The following is a 20,999-nucleotide window of genomic DNA, read 5'->3' on the forward strand; positions in this document are numbered from 1 at the left end:
TAAAACTATTGTTTGTGCTGTAATGCGCAAATTAGCTCATATCATCTTTGGAGTTTTAAAAAGTAAACTGCCTTTTAATGAAAATTTATCTTGCGTTTAAAGACAGTATCTACGCCGGCTGTGAATTTAAATCAATAATTCAAAGTTCAAGCCCTGACCCTATATGTCCTTCACAAAAAAGGTATCGATCCCTCTGCTCGTTTCGACCCAACCTTGCTAATTCATATCAGCCTTAACTATTGAAGTATTATATCTCTTATATAGTCAGACATTTTATGAATATTAGTTAATACTACGTGAGCTTCTTTAATATCATAAATATGACTTCTCTCTAACTTAAATTGTTTTATTCTCAGTTTCGGAAATTTATAAGTCTTGTCATTGTTATGATTGCTGATTTCGCTATTAGTTAACACACTATTTTTCTTCAATATATTGAAATGCGTTACATCAGTAAACAAATAATTAAGCGCTTGCTGAAATTCAGAATCTACCCGCAGCTGATCGGCACCTTCCATCATCGCCTCATCTGTAAGTTCTACCAATCTCATCAACCGTTCTATTATAAAAAATCTCAATTCAGCAATAGATGACAGAATTTTTTGTTTTTCTGATTCATTATTAAGATACAGGCAATCAGTAATATCATTCTCATCAGCATTCTGATTAACAGAAGGTTTTACAAGCCAGTTTGATGTATCTTGTGCATCAGGAAGCTGCTGCTTAACAAGAGTGACTGCTCTCTCAATATCTTGAAGTGCCTTTTCAGCATTAGCCGTGGTCTTTAAATTTATCCCTTTTAGTCCCAGGCTATCCATATCAAGATGCTTCAGTGAAGTGAATACCCATTCACCAGTAGCTGTCTTCGTAGTTATTTCTATATTATTATCAGGTGAAGGAGTAAGATATAAGTGTTGATCTGCTTTTATAAGCTGTTTTAATGCCTCCAGTTTCGATTGATAATTTACATCAAACTCATATCGCTCATTTGTTGAATTTGATGCGTTCGCTGACTTTACGGCATCATCTTGCATTTTCATTAAAATATTATCAATCTCTATCAACTGTTTATAAGAAGAATAAATCATATCTTTAGAGAGATTTTTATTTGTATAACAAACAGTAATACTCCCTTGTACATGTCTATCAGCATACGCCAAAGGACATGTAAGCATAAAAAACAAAGCACCAGTAAAAATCCTTTTCATAGAGCCTCCAAAATAAATTTAAAATTGTATTATTTCATCTGAATTTCAAGACATCTGATAAAAAATAACCCTTCTATTTATATAGGGAATATGGAGGGTTGTCTACCTTGTGCTTTCTTCGTGAATTTTTGTGCCCTTTTTACAGGCTTGCAGAAAACACACAATTTTTTATTAAAATCGTCCTCATCAAATTTGTGAGATTCTCGGATGCACCAAAATACAAATTATTCTATGTATGCAGGACCAGAAAATACTAGAAAATAATTAGTCCCTACATAGCAATTGAAGTGGCTTGTAATCTCAGGATAGTTTTCTATTTCCGAGACAACTTGACTGTACTCCGACCAATCAGCTGGCGTAGCCTGGGAGCAGGCCCAAAGGGCCGTATCCCAGGGTTTCTTTTAAGTTGAAAATGGATTATTACCATAAAACTAGTGAAAGAGATTGGTCTAAGTGAGTTTGGAGAGTAAATGAGTGGCGCACTTAAGCTGGCATAACAATAAAACCTGGGATACGGCCCTTTGGGCCTACTCCCAGGCTACGCCGGCTATATGTTGTGAATACATAATAGGAATATTGAATTTGAAAATAATTGCTGCATACCAATATAATCCCAGACTGTAAGCAATAATATTTCTGTCTACCGAGGACATTCATGAAAAAGGGTAAAGACATCTCGGTAAGTTTTGATGGTCTATATCTGATTCATCAAAATCTTCCAGGAAAGCAGGTTCAGCAAATCACGTTGCAAGAAGCACTTTTATTTATCCCTTTGCAAGGAGAAATCAGCATTATTTTAGAGGAGAAAGCTCTGCAATTGGGTGTGGGTAAAATGTTATACCTGCCGCCGAATCTGACGCATTCATTTTCTTCCACTACTAAAAGTGGCGAGCGGCTAATTGCTTTGGTTGATTCTAGCAAATACAAAGTAAGCTTTCTTTCTTCAGTACCCTTAATTCTTTCAGTAGATCATTTGATAAAGGAGCTACTGTTTTATTTATTACTCCACCCGAAAACAAACAATGCGCAATCGTTAATTCAGGTATTTTGTGAAACGTTGCATGAGATATTTATGCAGGCTTCCTCCAATTACATACAATCAGTGGAGCATTTAGAAGCAAAAGCGAGCGATCCACGATTAAAAAAAGCCTTAAATTACATGCGGGAGCACTTAGCAGAAAATATTAATATGATTGATGTGGCACGTCATTCCGGATTAAGTACTCGTAGTCTTAATAGATTGGCAGTGATTGAAACGGGACTACAACCCAAGCAGTGGCTGATTCATTATCGAGTAGCAAAAGCAAAGGAACTTCTACGCCTATCTGGAAACTCCGTTACTCAGGTAGCCCTTGCGGTAGGCTATAACTCCTTAAGTCAATTCATTACAACCTTTCGTACTCATACCGGACAATTGCCTTCTGAATATCATAATATGGCTAAAAACTCAAAATTAATGGCGAGTTTTTAGAATCATTTCTTCCTCCATGCTCATAAACTGCCTAAGCGAAACAACAAACCGTGAGGAGAAAAGAAGATGATACAAAAACAAACAAGTAACTGGTCAAGAAATATAATTCTTTGCTTTACAATGATCTTTCAGAGCGTGGCTGCCCATGCTTACAATATTCCGAAGGCAACGCAGTCTGAAAGCGAAATTCAAATAGTACAAAAATATTTTGAAGCTCTAGCCACCAGTGACATGGTCTTGCTCGATAGCCTGCTTTCTGAAAATATCATTTGGCATCAACCTGGAAATGGTTCTTTGTCGAAAACTTATTACGGCAAACAGGAAGTATTTTCACTGTTTGGTCAATTTATGAAAATCAGTGAAAACACTTTCAAAATCGATGAAGTAAAAAATATCATGGCGAATAACTTCTTAGTAGCCGCTACCCTTCATTTCTCCGCCCATAAATCCAATGGCAGCAGACTGTCTATGGACGGAACTGACTTAATGAAAATTAAAAATGGTCAAATTGTCGAGGTCTATCTTTTTTCAGCAAACCAACCCGAAGAAGATGCTTTTTGGACATCTGAAACGAATTAAAACACTAGAGTCCGTTGGCAATTCGCCTAATGGTTATGCTCTGCTGCATGTCCTCAGGGTCCATTGATTCAGTGGACATGCAATGAAATCTAGCCGCGGTACGGTTTCTAGCGCAAATGTCAACTCATCACGAAGAAACGACATGTGTTTTTGAGACCTGAGATTGTTTAAGAGATTCATCAGGATCAGGTCTTGCTTTTTGCTTTTCTCTGTCTTAAAACAAAAGACAAGATCTGACCTCTTCTGTGCTGTTATCAATTTTAGAACCAAACAACGTGACATCCTCTTATATAAAAATGAGGATGTCCTTTTTTGCTAGTTTTTATATTTATCATAAAATTCACTCAAGGATGATAAATTTTTCTTTAGAATCCCGGCCGCCCCTCAAACTAATCAATCAGCAACCATTTGTTTCATAATGCGAGCTGTAGCTCCCCATATAAATTCTCTATTTGTAATAAATTCACATGTTCTTATGTGGATTCCATAGCGTTTAACAGTGATATCACGATAGTTTTTTGCCGCATGGACTAAGGGCATTGGAATGGAGATAAGACCAGTAACTTCATCAAGATTTAACTTATAGGGATCTACAGACTCTATTTGACCGAACCATGGATGGATAATAATACCCGATAAAGTGCGCTCTTCTCTGAGCTCCTTTATCAAAGTCACCCTTTCTTTTCTTATCCCTAATTCTTCATACAGCTCTCTTAAGGCCGTATTAGCGTATGTTAGGTCACTTTCTTCCCATTTGCCTCCAGGAAAACTGATTTCTCCAGGATGATTTCTTAATTGCTCGCTTCGTTTTGTTAAAATTAATGAATCCGTGGCGAGTTCATGTAAAACAAGGACTGCTGAATGAGTTGTATCATTTTGTGATAAGTTATTTAAGCCCATTAATTATCGCTGCAATTTTTGTATAACATTCACGATATTCATCTTCGCAATCCGAGTCAATAAGAATTCCACCTCCTGCTGCCAGATGCAATATGTTATTTTTGGCGGTGACGGTACGAATGGCAATGTTGGTATCAAATCGGCCATGGCTTGAAAAATAGCCTATGCTGCCACAATAGATACCGCGAGCGTACTGTTCTTGCTCATTAATAATGTTCATAGCTTCCAATTTTGGAGCGCCTGTTATTGAACCACCAGGAAAACAGGAGAGAAAAATATCAAATGGATTCAAATGATCCTGGCAGAGTGCATTGATATCGCTCACCAGATGATGTACTGAATTATAACTTTGTACTTCGCAAAGATTGCTCACTCTCACCGAGCCAGGTGTCGCAATTTTTCCTAAATCATTACGCATCAAATCAACAATCATCACATTTTCCGCGCGATTTTTTTCACAAGACATCAATTGATTTTTCAATTGCTCGTCTTTAGCGGGATCCGCTGATCGTCCGATTGTCCCTTTAATTGGAGATGCCAGGATAGATCCCTGATCGTATTGTAGGAATCGCTCCGGTGAAAAGCTGAGGATATCTGTATCATTATGTCTTATAAATGCAGAAAATGGGACTGGATTTTTAGCGCTAATTGTTCTGTAAATAGACCAGGAGTCCCCCGAAAAACCGGCATGAAATGGCTGAGTCAAATTAACCTGATAGGTTCTTCCTTCCTTTAAATACTGATTTATTGCGGTAAATGAATCGATATATTGCTGTTTTGAAATAAGAGGACGAAACTCGCCATCTAGTTTAAATGACTGTGGTTCACGTTGAGGCTCATTCCATAAACGAATCATTTTATCCACAATGTCTTTGGTCTCGGGTTGACGATTAGCTGCGAATAGCGTCACTTTTCTTAAGTGATGATCCGCAATGATAGACCAATCATATAATCCCATATCTAATAGTGGTACTTCGGATAGAGAGTATTGTGGTTTAGTTTTTAAACCGTATAACTGAGCACCAAAATCATAAGAAACATAACCTATAGCACCACCCTGAAAAGGAAGTTCATTAATTGACTGAGGTTCTGACATGAGTTCACGAATTCTATCTAAAGCAAAACATTCTGACTCCGGATGAGAGCTGATAACAACGCGATCATAAGGGTAAGCGCTTAAAATATCATAGCGTCCACGCACTCTGTCCTTACTTTCGAGCAGAACAAAACCTGGTAAATCACAGAACTTTTGATACAAATCCTGCAAACAAGGTTGGTAATTTAGATCCAGTGTCATATATTTGCTCAAAATACCCCCTAATAATACTATTTTTTTTGAATATATCTTTACATAAAAGTTAATAAATTGTACAGTGCTGTTTTCCTCAAACCCAGATTCTATAAGCCTCATGTACATTTTTTTCCAAGGTATAACCTATCATTCCAAACACATCGTCTGGTCACTCCCCGAAGCCTCCCCCTCTGCTGAATGCTGTTATAAATTGGCGGGCGAAAAAGAACCTGTCGATCACCTACTCATCAATGATGCTTTAGCTGGAATTGGCGGAATAGAAATTAAAGACGGTATCGCAATAGTTACTGATGTCGAAGTGTTTCGACTTCAACACCCATTTAATATACTTCTTCCATTGGAAGATCAAAAACCTTTGCAGCTCAATTTGAACCTGGTCAGAGGCCCCTCTTTTTTTAGAAGCGAAGCCGATCATAGTCTACAAATGCCTGCTTCATCCAGCACTTCACCCAGATCAGATGTAGCGCCACCACCCAGCACTCCCGGAACACCCCGATCACCCAGGGTTCATTTTGCATTGACATTTAGCTCTCTGCTAGCACCATTTCACGGAGAAACACTGGTCTATGATGCTGATGCTGAATTGAACATCCTAAGTAATAACGAGATTAATCTAAGAAAATTATCAACTCTTCAAGTTCATTCTGCTCTTTCGATCAATATAGCCATACACGTTATTAAAAATGTAACACTATATTTTCTTCGCCAACATCAAATCAGCATGGCGAAAAAGTTGTTCGATCAGGAACTAATACCAGCGATTCAGGAATTTCAGAAAGGCCAGCCAATACCCAAGTATGTTTTGGATTATTTTGCTCAGGCCGTACGAAAAATCATGGTTAATAGTAAATACAATTGTAAAGATACTCTTTTTGAAGAGTATTTCATTCAGGAACATGAGCCGATCCCGATACATTCCAACTATGAAGTTCGCGCCGCTTATGCAAGATCAATGTTATCTTATTTATTATCTTTAACTAAAGGCTATCCTCTTCCAGACACGAACAATCCTGAGTTAGACATGTGGCTTAAAGAGTTTAAAGCTCACCTTCATCTGGATGAAGAATCAATCAGAGAACGCTCACTTCGTACCAAGAATTGGGAGCTAATTCATTCGATTCTTGCCTTTCTAGAACAATCCATAACTTGCTCTGGTTTAATGGATCATGGCTACAAACCTCTTCAATTCAGTTCTATACTTCATAGCGGACAAGTACACTTCAGCTTGCTTGTTGCCGCAATTAAATCGATGCATGAAGGAAAAACAACACTCAATTACGCACTGAGCAAGTTAGATGGAGATTATAAACTACCTGAAACCAGCGAATTAAGCCTTCCACCTGTTTTAACACCACTGTCGACAATTATGTTTCACTGGTACCAAACAGCATTATCCCCAGAAAATAAAGTAAAAGTAAAAGAACACGGTATTACTGAGTTGATTACTGATACCATGAAATCAGTTCTGCCTTTATTTTTTGAGACGACTCAAGGAGACGCTCACTCGGCTTCTGCAAAGTATATTTCCCATACCATTCGTCCTGGTGACAATGAACTTTATATTAGTCCCCCATGGAAAAAGGCATTGGATGACAAATTTACCGATAAAACCCAATACTTGAATAGAAATAGAAAAGACAAGACGAAACCTAAAAAATTAAAAATGGAAATTTGTAGCGTAATTAAAGAGGTATTAGTCGAACAATTGGCTTTAATGTGTACAGCAGACGAACAGCGCAAAGAAGCCACGCTGTCTCAAACTCATGCATCATCGTCCAATTCGTTTTCATATTCAATGTGAGCCAGGGGATCCTGATTAGAGCAGAACAATAAATAGTGTAGCTCTTTAAAGAGAGATACACGCCCACCGCGAAGTGTTCCAAAGTCACTTCGTCAAGTTACGTAATTTCATTCTAATTCACTGGTTTTTAAATTAATTTGTGAGTATTCTATGGCAACGCGTTGTTGACAAGGAGCCATGTAATGACAACAGTTGCTCAATTTGATATTACTTTCACACAGTTTTTAAATGAGCAAGGCGAGTTAGTAGGTAAACTACCCTCCTTTGCAGAAGATCATTCAGCTTTAAAAGATTTATACAAAACAATGGTACTTACTCGTACCTTTGACAAGAAAGCAATTGCCTTGCAAAGAACTGGCAAAATGGGAACCTATGCTCCTATTAATGGCCAGGAAGCAATTTCTACGGCAATTGGCCACGCAATGAAACCCGATGATGTCTTCGTACCCTATTACCGTGATTATGCCGCTCAATTGCAGCGTGGCGTTAAAATGTCTGAAATTCTTGCATTTTGGGGTGGTGATGAGCGTGGAAGCAATTTTTCCGGCAACTCTCAGGATCTGCCGATCTGCGTGCCTATAGCCTCTCAATGCCTTCATGCAGCAGGTGTTGCCTTTGCATTTAAATACAGAAATCAAAATCGTGTTGCGGTTGTCTGTATTGGTGAAGGAGGAACATCTGAGGGCGATTTTTATGAAGCAATGAATGTCGCAGGAACCTGGAATTTACCCATAGTTTTTGTTGTTAATAACAATCAGTGGGCCATTTCCGTTCCTCGAGACAAGCAAACAGGCACTCAAACTATTGCTCAAAAAGCGATTGCAGCAGGATTCACGGGACTACAAATCGATGGCAATGACATGCTCGCAACACGTCAAATTATTGGTGAAGCTATAGAAAAAGCACGTCGAGGCGAAGGACCTACTTTGATAGAAGCGTTAACATACCGTCTCTGCGATCACACGACCGCTGATGATGCGACACGATACCAACCATCTGAAGAAGTTGAATGCGCAAAACCCAAAGAACCAATAGCCCGATTCAAAAATTTTCTGATGGGTCAGAAGCTATGGACTTCCGATGAAGAAGAACAGTTGGTTATGGAATGTTCCGAAAAAGTAGAACAAGCAGTTGATGAGTATTTAAGTACTGCCCCTCAACCTACAAGCAGTATATTCGATTATCACTATGCTGAGTTGCCTGAGTATCTTGTGGAACAACGTGCAATAGCCATGGAGGAAGCGGGTCATGCCTGATATCACCTTAATTGAAGCAGTAACTCAGGCTCTGGCTTATGAGTTAGCGCATGATGAAAACGTCGTCGTATTTGGAGAGGATGTAGGAAAAAACGGTGGGGTGTTCCGTGCCACAGCCGGATTGCAGGAACGTTTTGGTGAGAAACGTGTTTTTGATACTCCCCTTGCAGAATCCATGATAGCCGGTTTGGCAATAGGAATGTCACTTCAGGGTTTAAAACCTGTCGCTGAATTCCAGTTTATGGGTTTTATCTATCCTGCGATGAATCAGATAATTTCTCATGCAGCTCGTATGCGAAACAGAACTCGTGGACGATTACATTGCCCACTGGTTTATAGAGCCCCCTTTGGGGGAGGTATCAGAGCACCAGAGCATCATTCAGAAAGTACAGAGGCGTTATTCGCTCATATTCCCGGGTTGCAAGTGGTTATCCCTTCATCTCCCAAACGTGCGTATGGTTTATTACTTGCCGCAATGCGAAATCCTGATCCTGTTATTTTTCTGGAGCCTAAACGCATTTATCGCCTGGTGAAACAACCCGTTGCTGATGATGGACAGGCCTTACCCATAGGTAAATGTTTTACATTGCAACAAGGCGATGATCTGACGCTGATTAGTTGGGGGGCGAGCATGCACGAAACCCTGCAAGCCGCGAAACAATTGAGTGATGAAGGCATTTCCTGTGATGTGATTGATGTCGCGACTATCAAGCCATTAGATATTGAAACCATAATTGCTTCAGTAGAAAAAACAGGCCGCTGTGTCATTGTTCATGAAGGAGCAAAAACATGTGGCGTTGGAGCTGAGATATCTGCTCAAATTATGGAACAGTGTATGGCTGATCTTCTTGCACCGGTTCAGAGAGTCACTGGTTATGATACCGTTATGCCTTACTTCCAGCTTGAAAAACAGTACATACCAAGTGTTACACGCATTAAAAACAGTGTTATGAGCATAATGGAGTGATAATGAATATTTTTAATCTACCTGATTTAGGTGAAGGATTGCCTGATGCTGAAATTCATGAATGGTTTGTTAAAGAAGGAGACACCGTAAAAGCGGATCAACCGCTAGTCTCTATGGAAACAGCCAAAGCTGTAGTCGATGTGCCCTGCCCTCAGAGTGGTACAATTGGCAAATTATATGGTAAACCTGGTGATGTGATTAAAACTGGCGAACCGTTGGTTGCCTTCGTGTCGACAAGTTCCAAACCTGCTGATAAAGGTACTGTAGTGGGTAATCTTGAAGAAAGCACTGAAGTCAGTGAGGATAATTTTGTTATTGGCACACAAAACTCAAGTAGAACGCAAGTCAAGACAACTCCAGCTGTTCGAATGTTGGCGAAAAAACTGGGCGTGGATTTAACCACCTTAAAGGGAACTGGTGAACATGGTGTCATTACCCGGCATGATGTTCAGAGTCAGGCAGACAAAGACTCACAACCCCCTGTTGGGTTTGAACCATTGCGAGGGGTCAGAAGAGCCATGTTAAATAGTATGGTTCAATCGCATGCTGAAATAGTACCCGTCAGTATTTTTGATGAAGCAGACATTAACAACTGGAACTCTGGAACCGACATCACTGTTCGATTAATAAGAGCGATAATCCACGCATCTAAACTGGAACCAGCCCTTAATGCGTGGTTTGATACTCGACATGGTGCCCGTCAATGTTTTGAAGAAGTTCATCTGGGACTGGCAATGGATAATGACGAAGGTTTATTTGTTCCAGTTATTCACAACGCCGGCAAACATTCTGATAGTGAATTACGCCAAATAATAAATGAGTTCAAAGAATCGGTCAGGAATCGAGCCGTAACTGCGGATAAGTTGAAAGGTGCAACGATTACTTTATCTAACTTTGGAAAATTTGCAGGACGTTTTGCCAGCCCAATTATTGTTCCTCCTATGGTATCAATTCTGGCTGTTGGACGACTTTATAAAAGTGCTGTTGTGACCCCTGAGGGTTCAATAGAAGCACATAACATGCTCCCTCTCTCTCTCAGCTTTGATCACAGAGCCGTCACTGGAGGCGAGGCGACTCGATTCCTCGGTGCGGTCATCGAATCATTACAAAACCCTTGATTAGAAAATGCTCTCAATACCGGTTGGTACTGAGAGCAGCTGTCCACATCAAATTGAACCATAATCTATATTTCTACTACGGAATAATTCAAATACCAACCCACTCACCGCCATACCTTTTCTCTCACTTAAGTGAAAATTGATTTAGAGAAAACTATTGCACATATCGGTTAATATTTCTTTAATAATTGAAGTCTATAATCAACATATAAGTTAATTAATTGGTTTTCTCATATGAATCTAAATAAAGAACAGTTTGATATTTTATTTGGTCGTTACAGGAATAAAAATACCAATTATCCAAACAATGATGCTTCGAGAAAGCAATTTAAACTTGCCATTGAATTTCTAGAAAAGAAATTTCAATCTGAATTTATACACTTGGCTGGCCTAAGCAGTGCTAACGAACAAACTTTTGCTGACCATAAGTTAGATTGGGATTTAGCATGCCAAATACTGGACGCCAGTTTACCAGCTCAAAACAACTTTAAATTTGATTCAAACAGAGCAGAATTAGAAAAAATTAAAGTAGATCAAAAAATAGTTCGTACCTCCCTGATATCAATCCACGGGATGACCAGCAACCTGGGTTTAAGGGAAAAATTAATCAAAGGGAACTTAACACAATCAGAATGGCTAACAGATATTGATTTGCAACGAATGCTCGAGTTGACTCAAACACAGGATAAAGTTCATATCCTGAGCTTTAATGCCCCTTCAATTGGTACAGCGCTGCATTTTGAACGTGAACAACATACCAATGGTTTACCCTATACTATTCCTATTTTGCTTAATAAAGGAAGTAGCGGCACCAATCAGGGAGTACATTGGCTTGCAGCACAGATTACCGTAGATCCAACAGCTCGTACAGTATCTTATAAGATTACAGACAGTATGAAGCTATCAAAAGAACAAGAAAAAGCCTATAAAGAATTGATCGAAGAGGCCATTAATTATCAGGAAAATAACTCGCCGGATCTTATTTCATTCAAAGGTTTTCCCGCAAGCGAGGGATGGACCATTAAAAGAACCGACAAAGACGTAGTAAGTCAAAATCAAAATGATGGATTTTCTTGTGGATACAGAGCCTTACACAATCTATTTCAGATTGACGGACTTGTTGGTGATAATGAAGTTGCAGGCAGATACAAACAAATCAAAGGCAAAGATGGCATAGCACCAGAAAACAGTAGTGCTTTAGTACAGGCATTTTATGAAGCTCAACTGGAAAATTTAACAATCGATGAATCCGTCTTTGATGCAATTAATCACAAACAAAAAGGACTATTTGAACCTGATCAGGATAAAAAACGCATAAAAAAGGCGGCATTACAGGACATATTATCGCCACAACAACCCGTAACTACCGAAGATCCTGGATTTTTAGTCAATCCAGCGGTTAGTGAGGCGGTAAACAAATTAAATGGATTTTCAAAAGTTTTTTCATTCCCTGGCACAAGCGATCCCTCATTAACCGCAACAGACTATGAGTATTTATTCACTCAGCTTCAGGTAAAACTGGATAAATTAAATATTAATCTGGGCATATTGACCTTGACCCCCTGTAATTCCGAAATGTTGGATGGGTTAAATGCCTATTGTGGGTTAAATGCGGGAATAAGAGCCGATAAGCTAAAAATAGATCTCGATCCATCCGTTAACCCGGCTGTCTTTGTTGCCAAATTAAAATTAGCACTAAATAATCTTTCAGAAAATAATTTAGCAGAGATCGTAATCTCGGACAAAGGGAATGTTCTTAATGAAGAACACTGGCTGCAAATTTACGATTTTATTGAAAAGAAACACATATCAATTGCAATTACTCTCCCAGATAATTTTATCAATACAACATTACAACACCAAATTGATGATGTCGTTTCTGCAAACCAACGTTTAAAAAATGAAAAGGAACTGAATTCAGAACAAAAAGAAAGAATTGCATTGGAATTAGAAAACAAAGGGATTCGTAAAAGACCTAAACTAAAGGATGCGCGTTCCGGAATCAATATAGACATAGAACTCCAACAAGAACAACAAGTTGAGGTAGAAGTAGCGGTTCAAAAAACACGTGAGACAGAAGAGGAAGAAATAGGATTTGGCGAAATCCATGCTCTGGATTTTAACGGCTTAATGAACCTATTTATGAACAAAAGCGGATTGAGTCTTACCCCTGAAGCTCAATTAATCTCCAACAGCGAGTTAAAGAAAAACTGGCATGCATGGATGGGAAACATCGTTTATGTGGAGCACGATGGTGTCCGCTACGATCCGCTTAAAGCAGTCAACGTTCCCGAGGGAAAAGAAGTAATCATCCCTGGAACACAATTTGGCAAAATAAGCATAGAAGCTGCTGAACAACTGATGAATCATAGAGAGTTGTTCCAATACGGTTTGAACTCAGATTATCTCCCTCCTGGATTCGCGCTGGTTCCTGATCCGAGTGATTCAGAGAGCCTGGTGTTGCATTTTGATAGGAACGCTGCTGCAAACGTTAGTGTCATAGCACCTCAACTGCAAGAACATACGTCCCTAAAACCACCCTCAGCAGATGTTTTTGCTGAAATGCTCCTTACATTAAAACCAAATGAAAATGCACGGGATGAGCTTTTGTTGAAACAATGGAACGCACTCAATAGTTCCACCTATTCAAGAGAAGCTATTTTTGAGTTCCGAAGTCAATTTCCTAAATTGTTAATGCTGAATACAGCTCAACTGGATCAGGTATTCAATCTGTGTAATGCAGAAGGTACATTCAATGCTAAATTGCTGCATTACATTATGCAGAATACACAACGCACCGATTCACTTTTTAAAGGAAATGTGAACAGAACAGAAGACAACTCTGTTGCCCTGGACACTATAATTAAACAATTTCACGGTTCAGAAGAACTAGCCAAAAACTATATTGAGTTATCTCATGATATCTCAACTGCTGCTCCTGATAAAAATCCACATATTCTCTTGGCACTGTTAGCAGATAATCCTGAATTAAAAGGTCAAGTAGAAAGCTGGGCTAAGCAGCTGTCCTTTGATAACCAACAGATGAATGCACTACTCCAGGTGTATACTGAGTACTCAGGAGCAGGATTATCAAAATTATTCTCAGTATGGAACGATATAGATATAAGTTTACTAAAAGAATTAAACAATACCCTCTTCAAAAAAACAGACTCATTTGTTCCCATGTTTAAGAACGAAAAAATGCAAGAAGCATTAAAAGTTCTTAGTGGAATTAGTCAGGATAAAAACAAATATGCATGGTGGTCCAGATTGTTGGCACAACATGCTTCTGCTGTGGGTTATGATAGTTTGCCCGAACTCGTAAGTGCTTTTAATTCATTTGCCAAGCAAATAGATGACATGCACTTAACCTTTTACCCTGACGTATCATTCAACGATGTCAAAAGCATGCCGACTGCATTGGGTCGAATGCTGACGATACTTAAGAATACAGCTCCTGTAGACAGGGCGGAGCAATGGAAAGAAATAACGTCCATTTCATTAGAACCTAATGGCGCAGTACGAGAATTTACTCGACAGGAACAACTGGGTAAACAGGGAAAACTCCAGCCATTTGTTATCCCTGAAATGAGAGTTACTCCCCTTGAATACTCAGCTACTGATTATTCAACAAAAGGGAAATGGAAAACCATTGCGAAACAAGACAACCTGGCTGAAACGCGAAAAGAATTTTATCGCTATATCGCTCACCAGAAAGATCGTTTGCCTTTGAAATTTTATCAAGAAATGGATGCCAAAATTGTATCATCAAAATGTACTGATACAGAAAAAGCACAATTATTTGCTTTACTGGCAGACAGCACAACGGGTTTAACCAATACAGAATTAACCAGCAACATCGAGCAAGCAAAAGAAGATTGGAATCATATTGTTAATAGCTTAAACGATATACCTTTGCCTCTTATTTTAAAAGTACTTGAAAGTAAAATCAGAAAAGAACTTGTCGAGCGGTTATATGATTTAGGCAACGCACCTGCATTGCCTGTGTTAAAAAAACTACTGGATTTAATCAGTTCAGCCTTAAAGATTGAAGGCAGCTACCTCCAGGCAAAAAGCGAATTAGAAACAAAAGCTCAGCGTCTTGATAAAACGTGCTTTATTCTTGGGAGAATAACCGCTCTTTTCGGGGATTCAATCTATTCCGGTATGAGATTCTACACAGACACCACCTATAAAGAACCCGGCGAATCAATATTTTATCGGCACTTGGATACAGCAGTAGCACTTATTAACGGGCCTATGAACATAGGTTTCGATGACAACGAATACGGTAAAAAAATACTGGCGCTTATTAGTACTTTCGGGTTAGCAAATGGTGACAAAGAACAAAACCAAGCCAATGCATATAAAATTAGAATGATCTTCGATGCCGGGTTAGCAACCAGTAATGGGGCTGTTAATAAAGCACTGGATATGCTTCAATCTATGGATAAAAATGGTCCTCCACCATTAACGCCAGATAATTTGTATCTGTTTCTGAGTGCGTTTGCTGAGAAGTACATTAGTTCCAGAGACACCGCCCAAATTCAAAATGTGGTAAAACAACATTTTGAGGGTTACTTTCCGGATAACTATTTTAAATTACTGCAAGCAGAAGGAATACCTGAAGAGGCACAACAGCTACTCAATTCTAAATTCAGTGAGAATGAAAATGAGCGTAAATCAATTGAACAACTACTCTCTCATTATACTGAACCAGGTGACTCACTACAGTATTTGGATGTCATCAAAAAGCTTATAGCCATTACCCGGGATTTATCAAAATCAGAGCGTGAAACCTTTTTACAAAAATTAAATACTCCAGTACTTCTGGAACAAACTACTATAGATGATTTGACTCAGCTTTTAGAAGGCATTAAAAAAAGCGGCGCCCCAAATGACTTTTTGTTCTTCCTTAACAAGGCAGAGCATTTCCAGGGGAATGTACATGGTTTAATGCAAAAGTCTCAAGTTTATTTGAATACAATTCTGCCTTCAATGGATCAAACGAAGAGCAAAGTAGTATCCAAAATGGACTCTCTGAATCTCGTTATCGATCTGCTTTTATCAACAGATCCTGCAAAATTAGGCTCTGCACCTGAAGTTACGCGCCCTGATGATAACGATTATCTTGATTTTCAAAGGCAACTTGCTGTGTCACCTGACAGCGCAGATCCCAAACTTCTTGAAACACAAATTCAAACATTTATTGACAAGAATCCTGGGGCAAACAATCTTATTGCGCTCAAGAATTTACGCGACCATTTGCAAGAATTCAACAGACCCGAACCAGTTGATGCCCAACCGGAGCAGATACAACCTGTTGAGCAAAGCAATCCTGTCATAAGAACGGTGAAGGCAGTTGGTGGAGCTTTTAGTCGGGCAGTTGGTGGACTGTTTGGCTTTATGTATAAAACAATAGCTGGTGCCAAATCTGAGGAGACCCCAGTTGAAGACAGTCAAGAACAACAAATTCAACCTGTAACAGCTGTTGTCAAAAAACCTAAAACATTTGACACTGATTTGTTAACTAAAGCCAGTTCTGAACTCACAACAATTATTGAAAAACGAAAACAATTCGATCAGGTTTTTGCTGATTTATTTAAGAGCATCAATCAGGCAGCCGAACATTATCCTGGTGATAAAACCACGATTATTAACTATCTGAGACATTTTCTTTCTAATAATTACTCAGAACAGGATCAAATCGTTTTTTCATGGAATAACATTAACTTACTCAAAGATGAATTCATTGCTCTGGACGATCCTGATATTGTTCGCTCTCTATGCAATCACTTCAGTAATGAGGATGGAGAATTTACTCATGAATCACTCTTAAAATTATTGTCATCAAAAGAATATTCAGCATTTCCCAAAGAAGATAAAAAATTATTTTTAAATCTGTTAACTTCATTAATTAACAACGATAAACCCTGCACTCTTGATGAACTTAACAGTTTAATGGCTCGCTGTACCGATAAGGATAAAGGTCCAGTTCTTCTTCAAACTTTAAAAAACATCTATCAATCAGCACCATACCCTACTCTTGAACAGTTTCAAGAATGGGAAGACAATTGCCCAGAGAATGTTGATTTAGCGCAACATCTGGCTGAATGCTATGCACGGTTTGATAAAGCGCCTTGTGCACGAGAAAGTGTTAATGGATTTGACCTGGAATATGCAAAAGTTCAGGCAGCTCAAATGGGTGGAGTAGCCTACAGCGATGAAGAATTAGAAGCACTTGATAAAGAAGTTACGGCAGTAAAAAAATTATCTACTGATGAGATCAAAAATGAACTGCTGAGTCTAAGGAATAAAACTAGAGAATTAAGCACAGAACGTCTTGTTGCATTATCTGCTGAACTGATGCATCGCACTAAAGGTATGCCAGCCCTTTTTGATGAGAAAGGAAGGCAAAAACTGGGACGCTCTTTTGAAATTCATACAACCCAATATTTAGCAATTCACTCCATGCTAAAATCGGGTACTCACGTGACGAGCGAAATAGGTACCGGTGAAGGCAAGTCACGTATTATGATGCTCACGAATTTATGCCTATATGCACAAGGAAAGACAGTTGACTTCGTCACAGCTGATGTGCAACTGGCAACACGAGATTACTTGTCCTTCAGATCACTGTTTCAATCTCTGGGCGCCAAAACAAACCTGATTTATCAAAATACTCCGGCAAATGAATATGCTCTTGACGGTATTAATTTCTCTGATGCAGCCAACTTAAGTTTATTCCGTAATAAAGCACGAAGTGAAGGTAAAGCGCACCTCGTTATTGCTGAAAATCCTGAAGACAGAGCCATGACGCTGGACGAAGCAGATCGAACTTACTTCGATATGTCCGATACTCGATTTAATTATTCTGCAATGGCCGATGAAACCATTCGAGACATGCCATGGGCTTATGAGGTACTGGTTGGATTTTTCTCGCAGGATAACCCTGAAATTATGAGGTTATACCAGGAAGATATAGACGCATGTAATCGTTTATTAATACAGTATGCCTATAAAGAAGTGGGACCAGAAAAAGCAAAACGTCTGGAGTCAGTCGCTCAATCTCAACTGGAATCTTGGCAACAATCTGCCTTGACAGCATTAGTACTGGAGCTGGATAAGGACTTTGTGATTAAACCAGATATAGAAATTGAAACAGCGAAAGGCCCGCTGATGGTCAGTGAGGCACGCTTGTTAATCGGTAATCGTGAAGATCGCAGCTCGAAGTTTTCTTTTGGTGTACATCAATGCTTGCATGCGCGTTTGAATATGCTAAAAAACAAACCGGATGCGGCTCAACCTGGTGATGAGCAATTAATAGCACGTTTGAGTGAGTGTGAAAACGACTTTTTTATTGATAATGAAAAGCAAATCATTTATTCATCTACCAGTAAATCCATGATGGATGAATACGAAGAAGGTACGGTCTGTGCTGTTTCAGGAACAGTAGGTTCAATAAGGGAACAAGAAGAAGGAACAGCCTTATACGGAAACAGTAAAGCCAATGAAGAAATGCGTTTTATTTCGGTTCCAAGGCATAGAGGATTAAATCGAATGGATTACCCTCTTTACCTAGCTGCTAATAAGCAATCGCAACAAGAATTGTTTGCTCAACAAATACGTGAAGCACGAGCAGCCAATCAGCCTGTCGCGATCATTTGCGAAAATGATATAGAAAGTCAGGCAATGATGGACTATTTACAATCAATTTTCCCAAATGATCCCGCTATGGTTCGTATCAGCTCACAAACAAGCTCAACTGATGAAGCAGAGCATATAGAAAACCATGCCGGGCTTCCTGGAATGGTTACTGTATCTACAGGCATGATAGGTCGAGGAACAGACATCCCCTTAAAAGGTCAGGCTTCCGAACATGGATTAAAAGTACTTGTGAATTATTTACCACGTGAACGTGAGCTGAATCAAATAATAGGCCGTGCCGGTCGGTTTGGTGCAGAAGGAGATACCCGTATAATTCTTAATAAAGTAGATTTGAAAAAACTATTCGGAAAATCAAGTCTCAATGATGGTTTTTATACAGCTACAGAAGCTTACATCAAGCAACAACATGCCATTATGGATAGAAAAGCGCAGGTTGAACGTATAATAAAATTTACGGTTGCTGATTTCAGACGCGATTTAACCAATAATTATTTTGACCAATTTTTTAATGAAGTGGTTCCCCATCAACAACCACAGCTTAGTGCTCCATGGAAAAAATTCTTTGATGAAACGGATAAGAAATGGACTGAAACATGGCAAGCTATTAAAGGCGAAATGGATAATGTAAATCCTGATGTCCATGTCATTAACAAACATCTTGATAACTATCAAAAGGTAGTTCAGGCAAAATGGAATGACTTAAGAGATGAAACCAAATTATTGAATGTTACAGGCAAAACAATGGACTCCCCTGCCGATGTGTTGAAATCTGATATTGGCCCCTTGGCTTTGTCAGAGAAATCAAAAACCATATTGGCCGGATTCAGGCCTGAACGAATTGCTCCATTAAAAACGGCTGTGTATGAAAAATACGATCCAGCACACGATGGTAAGGCAGTATTATATACTCGACCCTTTGAAAAACTCCGTGCTGTCTTCCGAGGAGAGCGTTCTCTGTTTGCTGATTTTAACGCCTGGATGGATAATCGCGGAATATTGTTTCCTAATCTTCGTGCCTGGTGGAATGGACATATGACCTTTGGACAGCTTTTATTCGGTGGTGCAACGAAAGACAGCGTAATTATCTCTGATAAAGGCCGGGAGATAAGAGCAGAACAAGCTCCGCCTAAGATGACCAATAATGGTGGACCTTCTGCACTGGTTGCCGGTCTTGGAGTAAAAGCGGTACCGACTACGAAGACTACTGACCTGGACAACGACGTTCAGAGCGAACTGTCATCCACTGCTGCTGTGGCTAAAACATCAGTAAGGTCCATAACAGAACCAACTGATATACCACCAGTGCATGAACATGAACCAGAATCACAGAGATCGTTAACACATTGAATAAAATGAGTGCTTGGTTATAATGAGCAAATAAGGTTTAACACTTTATGTACCTAAATAACAGGACTTTTCTATGAAAGAAACAATCATAAAATTAGCACAAGATGGGAATGAATCTACCTTGTTGGAATTACTGGTAGGTACTCGCTTTTATTATGATGCCATCAAAGAGGCAGCTAAATTTAATCATACCCTGCTTGTAAACAAACTATTTAAACAGTTAAACTTTGATCCATACAATGTAGTAAGCATGAGTATTGGCCAACTGGCTTTGCTTAATAATGCACTTGAAGGGTACACATCCGGTTTACATTTTGATCATGTAAAACAGATGGTGTCTTTGGGCGGCAATATTTTTTACGGTTTAAATGCATTGGTATCAGAGGACCTCTTAACCAAAGAAAATGCCTTAAAGCTTATTGATTGTGCTAAAGATGAAGTACAAAAAACCGCATTATGCGACAGAATTGAACAAACTTTCGACATACCCTGTCATCAGGGTACAGAACCATCTGAAATCAGGGACACTTCCGTTAGAGTAAATCATTAATCTGCTGTGCCGCAATACTATTAAGTACTGTGGCAAGGCGACATCCCGCCAACGCTATTTGCTTTTGAGATATATTCTGAGCTTCCAATTGATATCGTTTACCAGGAACTCTATTCTGAGCAGTCTTGTAGACCTTGCTTAAGGCAAGTTGATGCGATTGATTGATCCATTTTCTGGGATTAATTTTTTTAACTTCATTAGAACAGGCCCAATTATGTTCCAATTGACGGGCTTTATTTTTTATCTGAAAAGACTTACCTTGTCCGGTCAGACTTCCTGCTCCATTGTCCCAATACTTATGTAAATTATCACCAATTGAATTATGGGCTAATGGAAACAGGTTTCCTCCCAAATCTCCTTTTGGAAAATGCTTACTGACTTTGGTAACGGTATGTAGGGGTTGGTGTACATCACCAATTAAATGAGTCAGTATACGAAGGCTTAGGCCTTTGTCAGCCAGACTTGATTTATCGGAAGACAAAACTTTTATTGCCTGCTTGATACCCCATAAAGCATTCACTTCCTGTACAGGAGGAAGCGGTGTTTCATCTAGTGAAAAGGGTTTGTCCATATAATGCAATGAATCGAACCAATGAACATCATTTGCTCGTATCGCATCCAACCAGGTAGCTGCCTGAATAAAACTGGATGCTGATCCGCTTAAATTATTATAAGCACTAGTATATTTATTACACATTTTTTTTGCCGCAGGGGATAAATTGTCGTAAGCGATTTGAGCGACCAATTGATGTCCAATAGCATTCCATGCAAAGCCAATACAACTATTGAACACCAGAACAAATGTGATAATTATTCGCATTG

General features: G+C 39.1%; 12 protein-coding genes. 8 read left to right on the plus strand and 4 right to left on the minus strand.

All coding sequences use genetic code 11. The features are described 5' to 3' along the window. Positions 1 to 236: 236 nt before the first annotated feature. Entirely contained in the window at positions 237 to 1,208 is a 972-nt protein-coding gene (locus ELY21_RS13840; protein WP_127110401.1) for a hypothetical protein, read from the minus strand. Between the two features lie 655 nt (positions 1,209 to 1,863). Here ELY21_RS13840 and ELY21_RS13845 point away from each other — a divergent pair. Both ELY21_RS13845 and ELY21_RS13850 read left to right on the plus strand, forming a co-directional pair. Beyond that, positions 1,864 to 2,679 (plus strand): AraC family transcriptional regulator, encoded by an 816-nt coding sequence (locus ELY21_RS13845; RefSeq protein ID WP_127110403.1) that lies wholly within the window; start codon positions 1,864 to 1,866, stop codon positions 2,677 to 2,679. A 66-nt stretch (positions 2,680 to 2,745) separates the two neighbouring features. Further along, positions 2,746 to 3,258 (plus strand): nuclear transport factor 2 family protein, encoded by a 513-nt coding sequence (locus ELY21_RS13850; RefSeq protein WP_127110405.1) that lies wholly within the window; start codon positions 2,746 to 2,748, stop codon positions 3,256 to 3,258. 393 nt (positions 3,259 to 3,651) lie between these two features. Here ELY21_RS13850 and ELY21_RS13855 read toward each other — a convergent pair whose 3' ends face one another. Further along, the gene (locus ELY21_RS13855; RefSeq protein WP_127110407.1) at positions 3,652 to 4,158 is read right to left on the minus strand and encodes a CoA pyrophosphatase; all 507 of its coding nucleotides are present in this window, start codon (positions 4,156 to 4,158) and stop codon (positions 3,652 to 3,654) included. Further along, a complete protein-coding gene (pabB, locus tag ELY21_RS13860; protein WP_127110456.1) occupies positions 4,145 to 5,455 on the minus strand; it encodes an aminodeoxychorismate synthase component I in 1,311 nt (436 codons plus the stop codon). The genes ELY21_RS13855 and pabB overlap by 14 nt, the downstream gene beginning before the upstream one ends. Positions 5,456 to 5,567: 112 nt before the next feature. Between pabB and ELY21_RS13865 the strand changes: the two genes are divergently transcribed. The 6 genes from ELY21_RS13865 (at position 5,568) to ELY21_RS13890 (ending at position 20,177) form a co-directional block, all read left to right on the plus strand. Then, a complete protein-coding gene (locus ELY21_RS13865; RefSeq protein ID WP_127110409.1) occupies positions 5,568 to 7,271 on the plus strand; it encodes a hypothetical protein in 1,704 nt (567 codons plus the stop codon). 182 nt (positions 7,272 to 7,453) lie between these two features. Continuing rightward, on the plus strand, positions 7,454 to 8,527 hold the full coding sequence (pdhA, locus tag ELY21_RS13870; protein ID WP_199741724.1) for a pyruvate dehydrogenase (acetyl-transferring) E1 component subunit alpha: 1,074 nt from the start codon (positions 7,454 to 7,456) through the stop codon (positions 8,525 to 8,527). Beyond that, on the plus strand, positions 8,520 to 9,494 hold the full coding sequence (locus ELY21_RS13875) for an alpha-ketoacid dehydrogenase subunit beta (RefSeq protein ID WP_127110413.1): 975 nt from the start codon (positions 8,520 to 8,522) through the stop codon (positions 9,492 to 9,494). The genes pdhA and ELY21_RS13875 overlap by 8 nt, the downstream gene beginning before the upstream one ends. 2 nt (positions 9,495 to 9,496) lie before the next feature. Then, entirely contained in the window at positions 9,497 to 10,612 is a 1,116-nt protein-coding gene (locus tag ELY21_RS13880; protein ID WP_127110415.1) for a dihydrolipoamide acetyltransferase family protein, read from the plus strand. 234 nt (positions 10,613 to 10,846) lie between these two features. Further along, positions 10,847 to 19,627, plus strand: coding sequence for a hypothetical protein (locus ELY21_RS13885; RefSeq protein ID WP_127110417.1), 8,781 nt, complete (start codon positions 10,847 to 10,849; stop codon positions 19,625 to 19,627). A 73-nt stretch (positions 19,628 to 19,700) separates the two neighbouring features. After that, complete coding sequence (locus tag ELY21_RS13890) at positions 19,701 to 20,177, plus strand: hypothetical protein (RefSeq protein WP_127110419.1); 477 nt, start codon at positions 19,701 to 19,703, stop codon at positions 20,175 to 20,177. Here ELY21_RS13890 and ELY21_RS13895 read toward each other — a convergent pair. Then, a complete protein-coding gene (locus ELY21_RS13895) occupies positions 20,161 to 20,997 on the minus strand; it encodes a S1/P1 nuclease (protein WP_370272683.1) in 837 nt (278 codons plus the stop codon). The genes ELY21_RS13890 and ELY21_RS13895 overlap by 17 nt on opposite strands. Positions 20,998 to 20,999: the final 2 nt, after the last annotated feature.

It is taken from the genome of Legionella sp. km535 (genome assembly GCF_003990085.1).
GTDB lineage: Bacteria > Pseudomonadota > Gammaproteobacteria > Legionellales > Legionellaceae > Legionella > Legionella moravica.

Coding starts and splice junctions, on each gene's coding strand:
- ELY21_RS13840 (WP_127110401.1), bottom strand. CDS start 1,208: ATGAAAAGGATTTTTACTGGTGCTTTGTTTTTTATGCTTACATGTCCT.
- ELY21_RS13845 (WP_127110403.1), top strand. CDS start 1,864: ATGAAAAAGGGTAAAGACATCTCGGTAAGTTTTGATGGTCTATATCTG.
- ELY21_RS13850 (WP_127110405.1), top strand. CDS start 2,746: ATGATACAAAAACAAACAAGTAACTGGTCAAGAAATATAATTCTTTGC.
- ELY21_RS13855 (WP_127110407.1), bottom strand. CDS start 4,158: ATGGGCTTAAATAACTTATCACAAAATGATACAACTCATTCAGCAGTC.
- pabB (WP_127110456.1), bottom strand. CDS start 5,455: ATGACACTGGATCTAAATTACCAACCTTGTTTGCAGGATTTGTATCAA.
- ELY21_RS13865 (WP_127110409.1), top strand. CDS start 5,568: ATGTACATTTTTTTCCAAGGTATAACCTATCATTCCAAACACATCGTC.
- pdhA (WP_199741724.1), top strand. CDS start 7,454: ATGACAACAGTTGCTCAATTTGATATTACTTTCACACAGTTTTTAAAT.
- ELY21_RS13875 (WP_127110413.1), top strand. CDS start 8,520: ATGCCTGATATCACCTTAATTGAAGCAGTAACTCAGGCTCTGGCTTAT.
- ELY21_RS13880 (WP_127110415.1), top strand. CDS start 9,497: ATGAATATTTTTAATCTACCTGATTTAGGTGAAGGATTGCCTGATGCT.
- ELY21_RS13885 (WP_127110417.1), top strand. CDS start 10,847: ATGAATCTAAATAAAGAACAGTTTGATATTTTATTTGGTCGTTACAGG.
- ELY21_RS13890 (WP_127110419.1), top strand. CDS start 19,701: ATGAAAGAAACAATCATAAAATTAGCACAAGATGGGAATGAATCTACC.
- ELY21_RS13895 (WP_370272683.1), bottom strand. CDS start 20,997: ATGCGAATAATTATCACATTTGTTCTGGTGTTCAATAGTTGTATTGGC.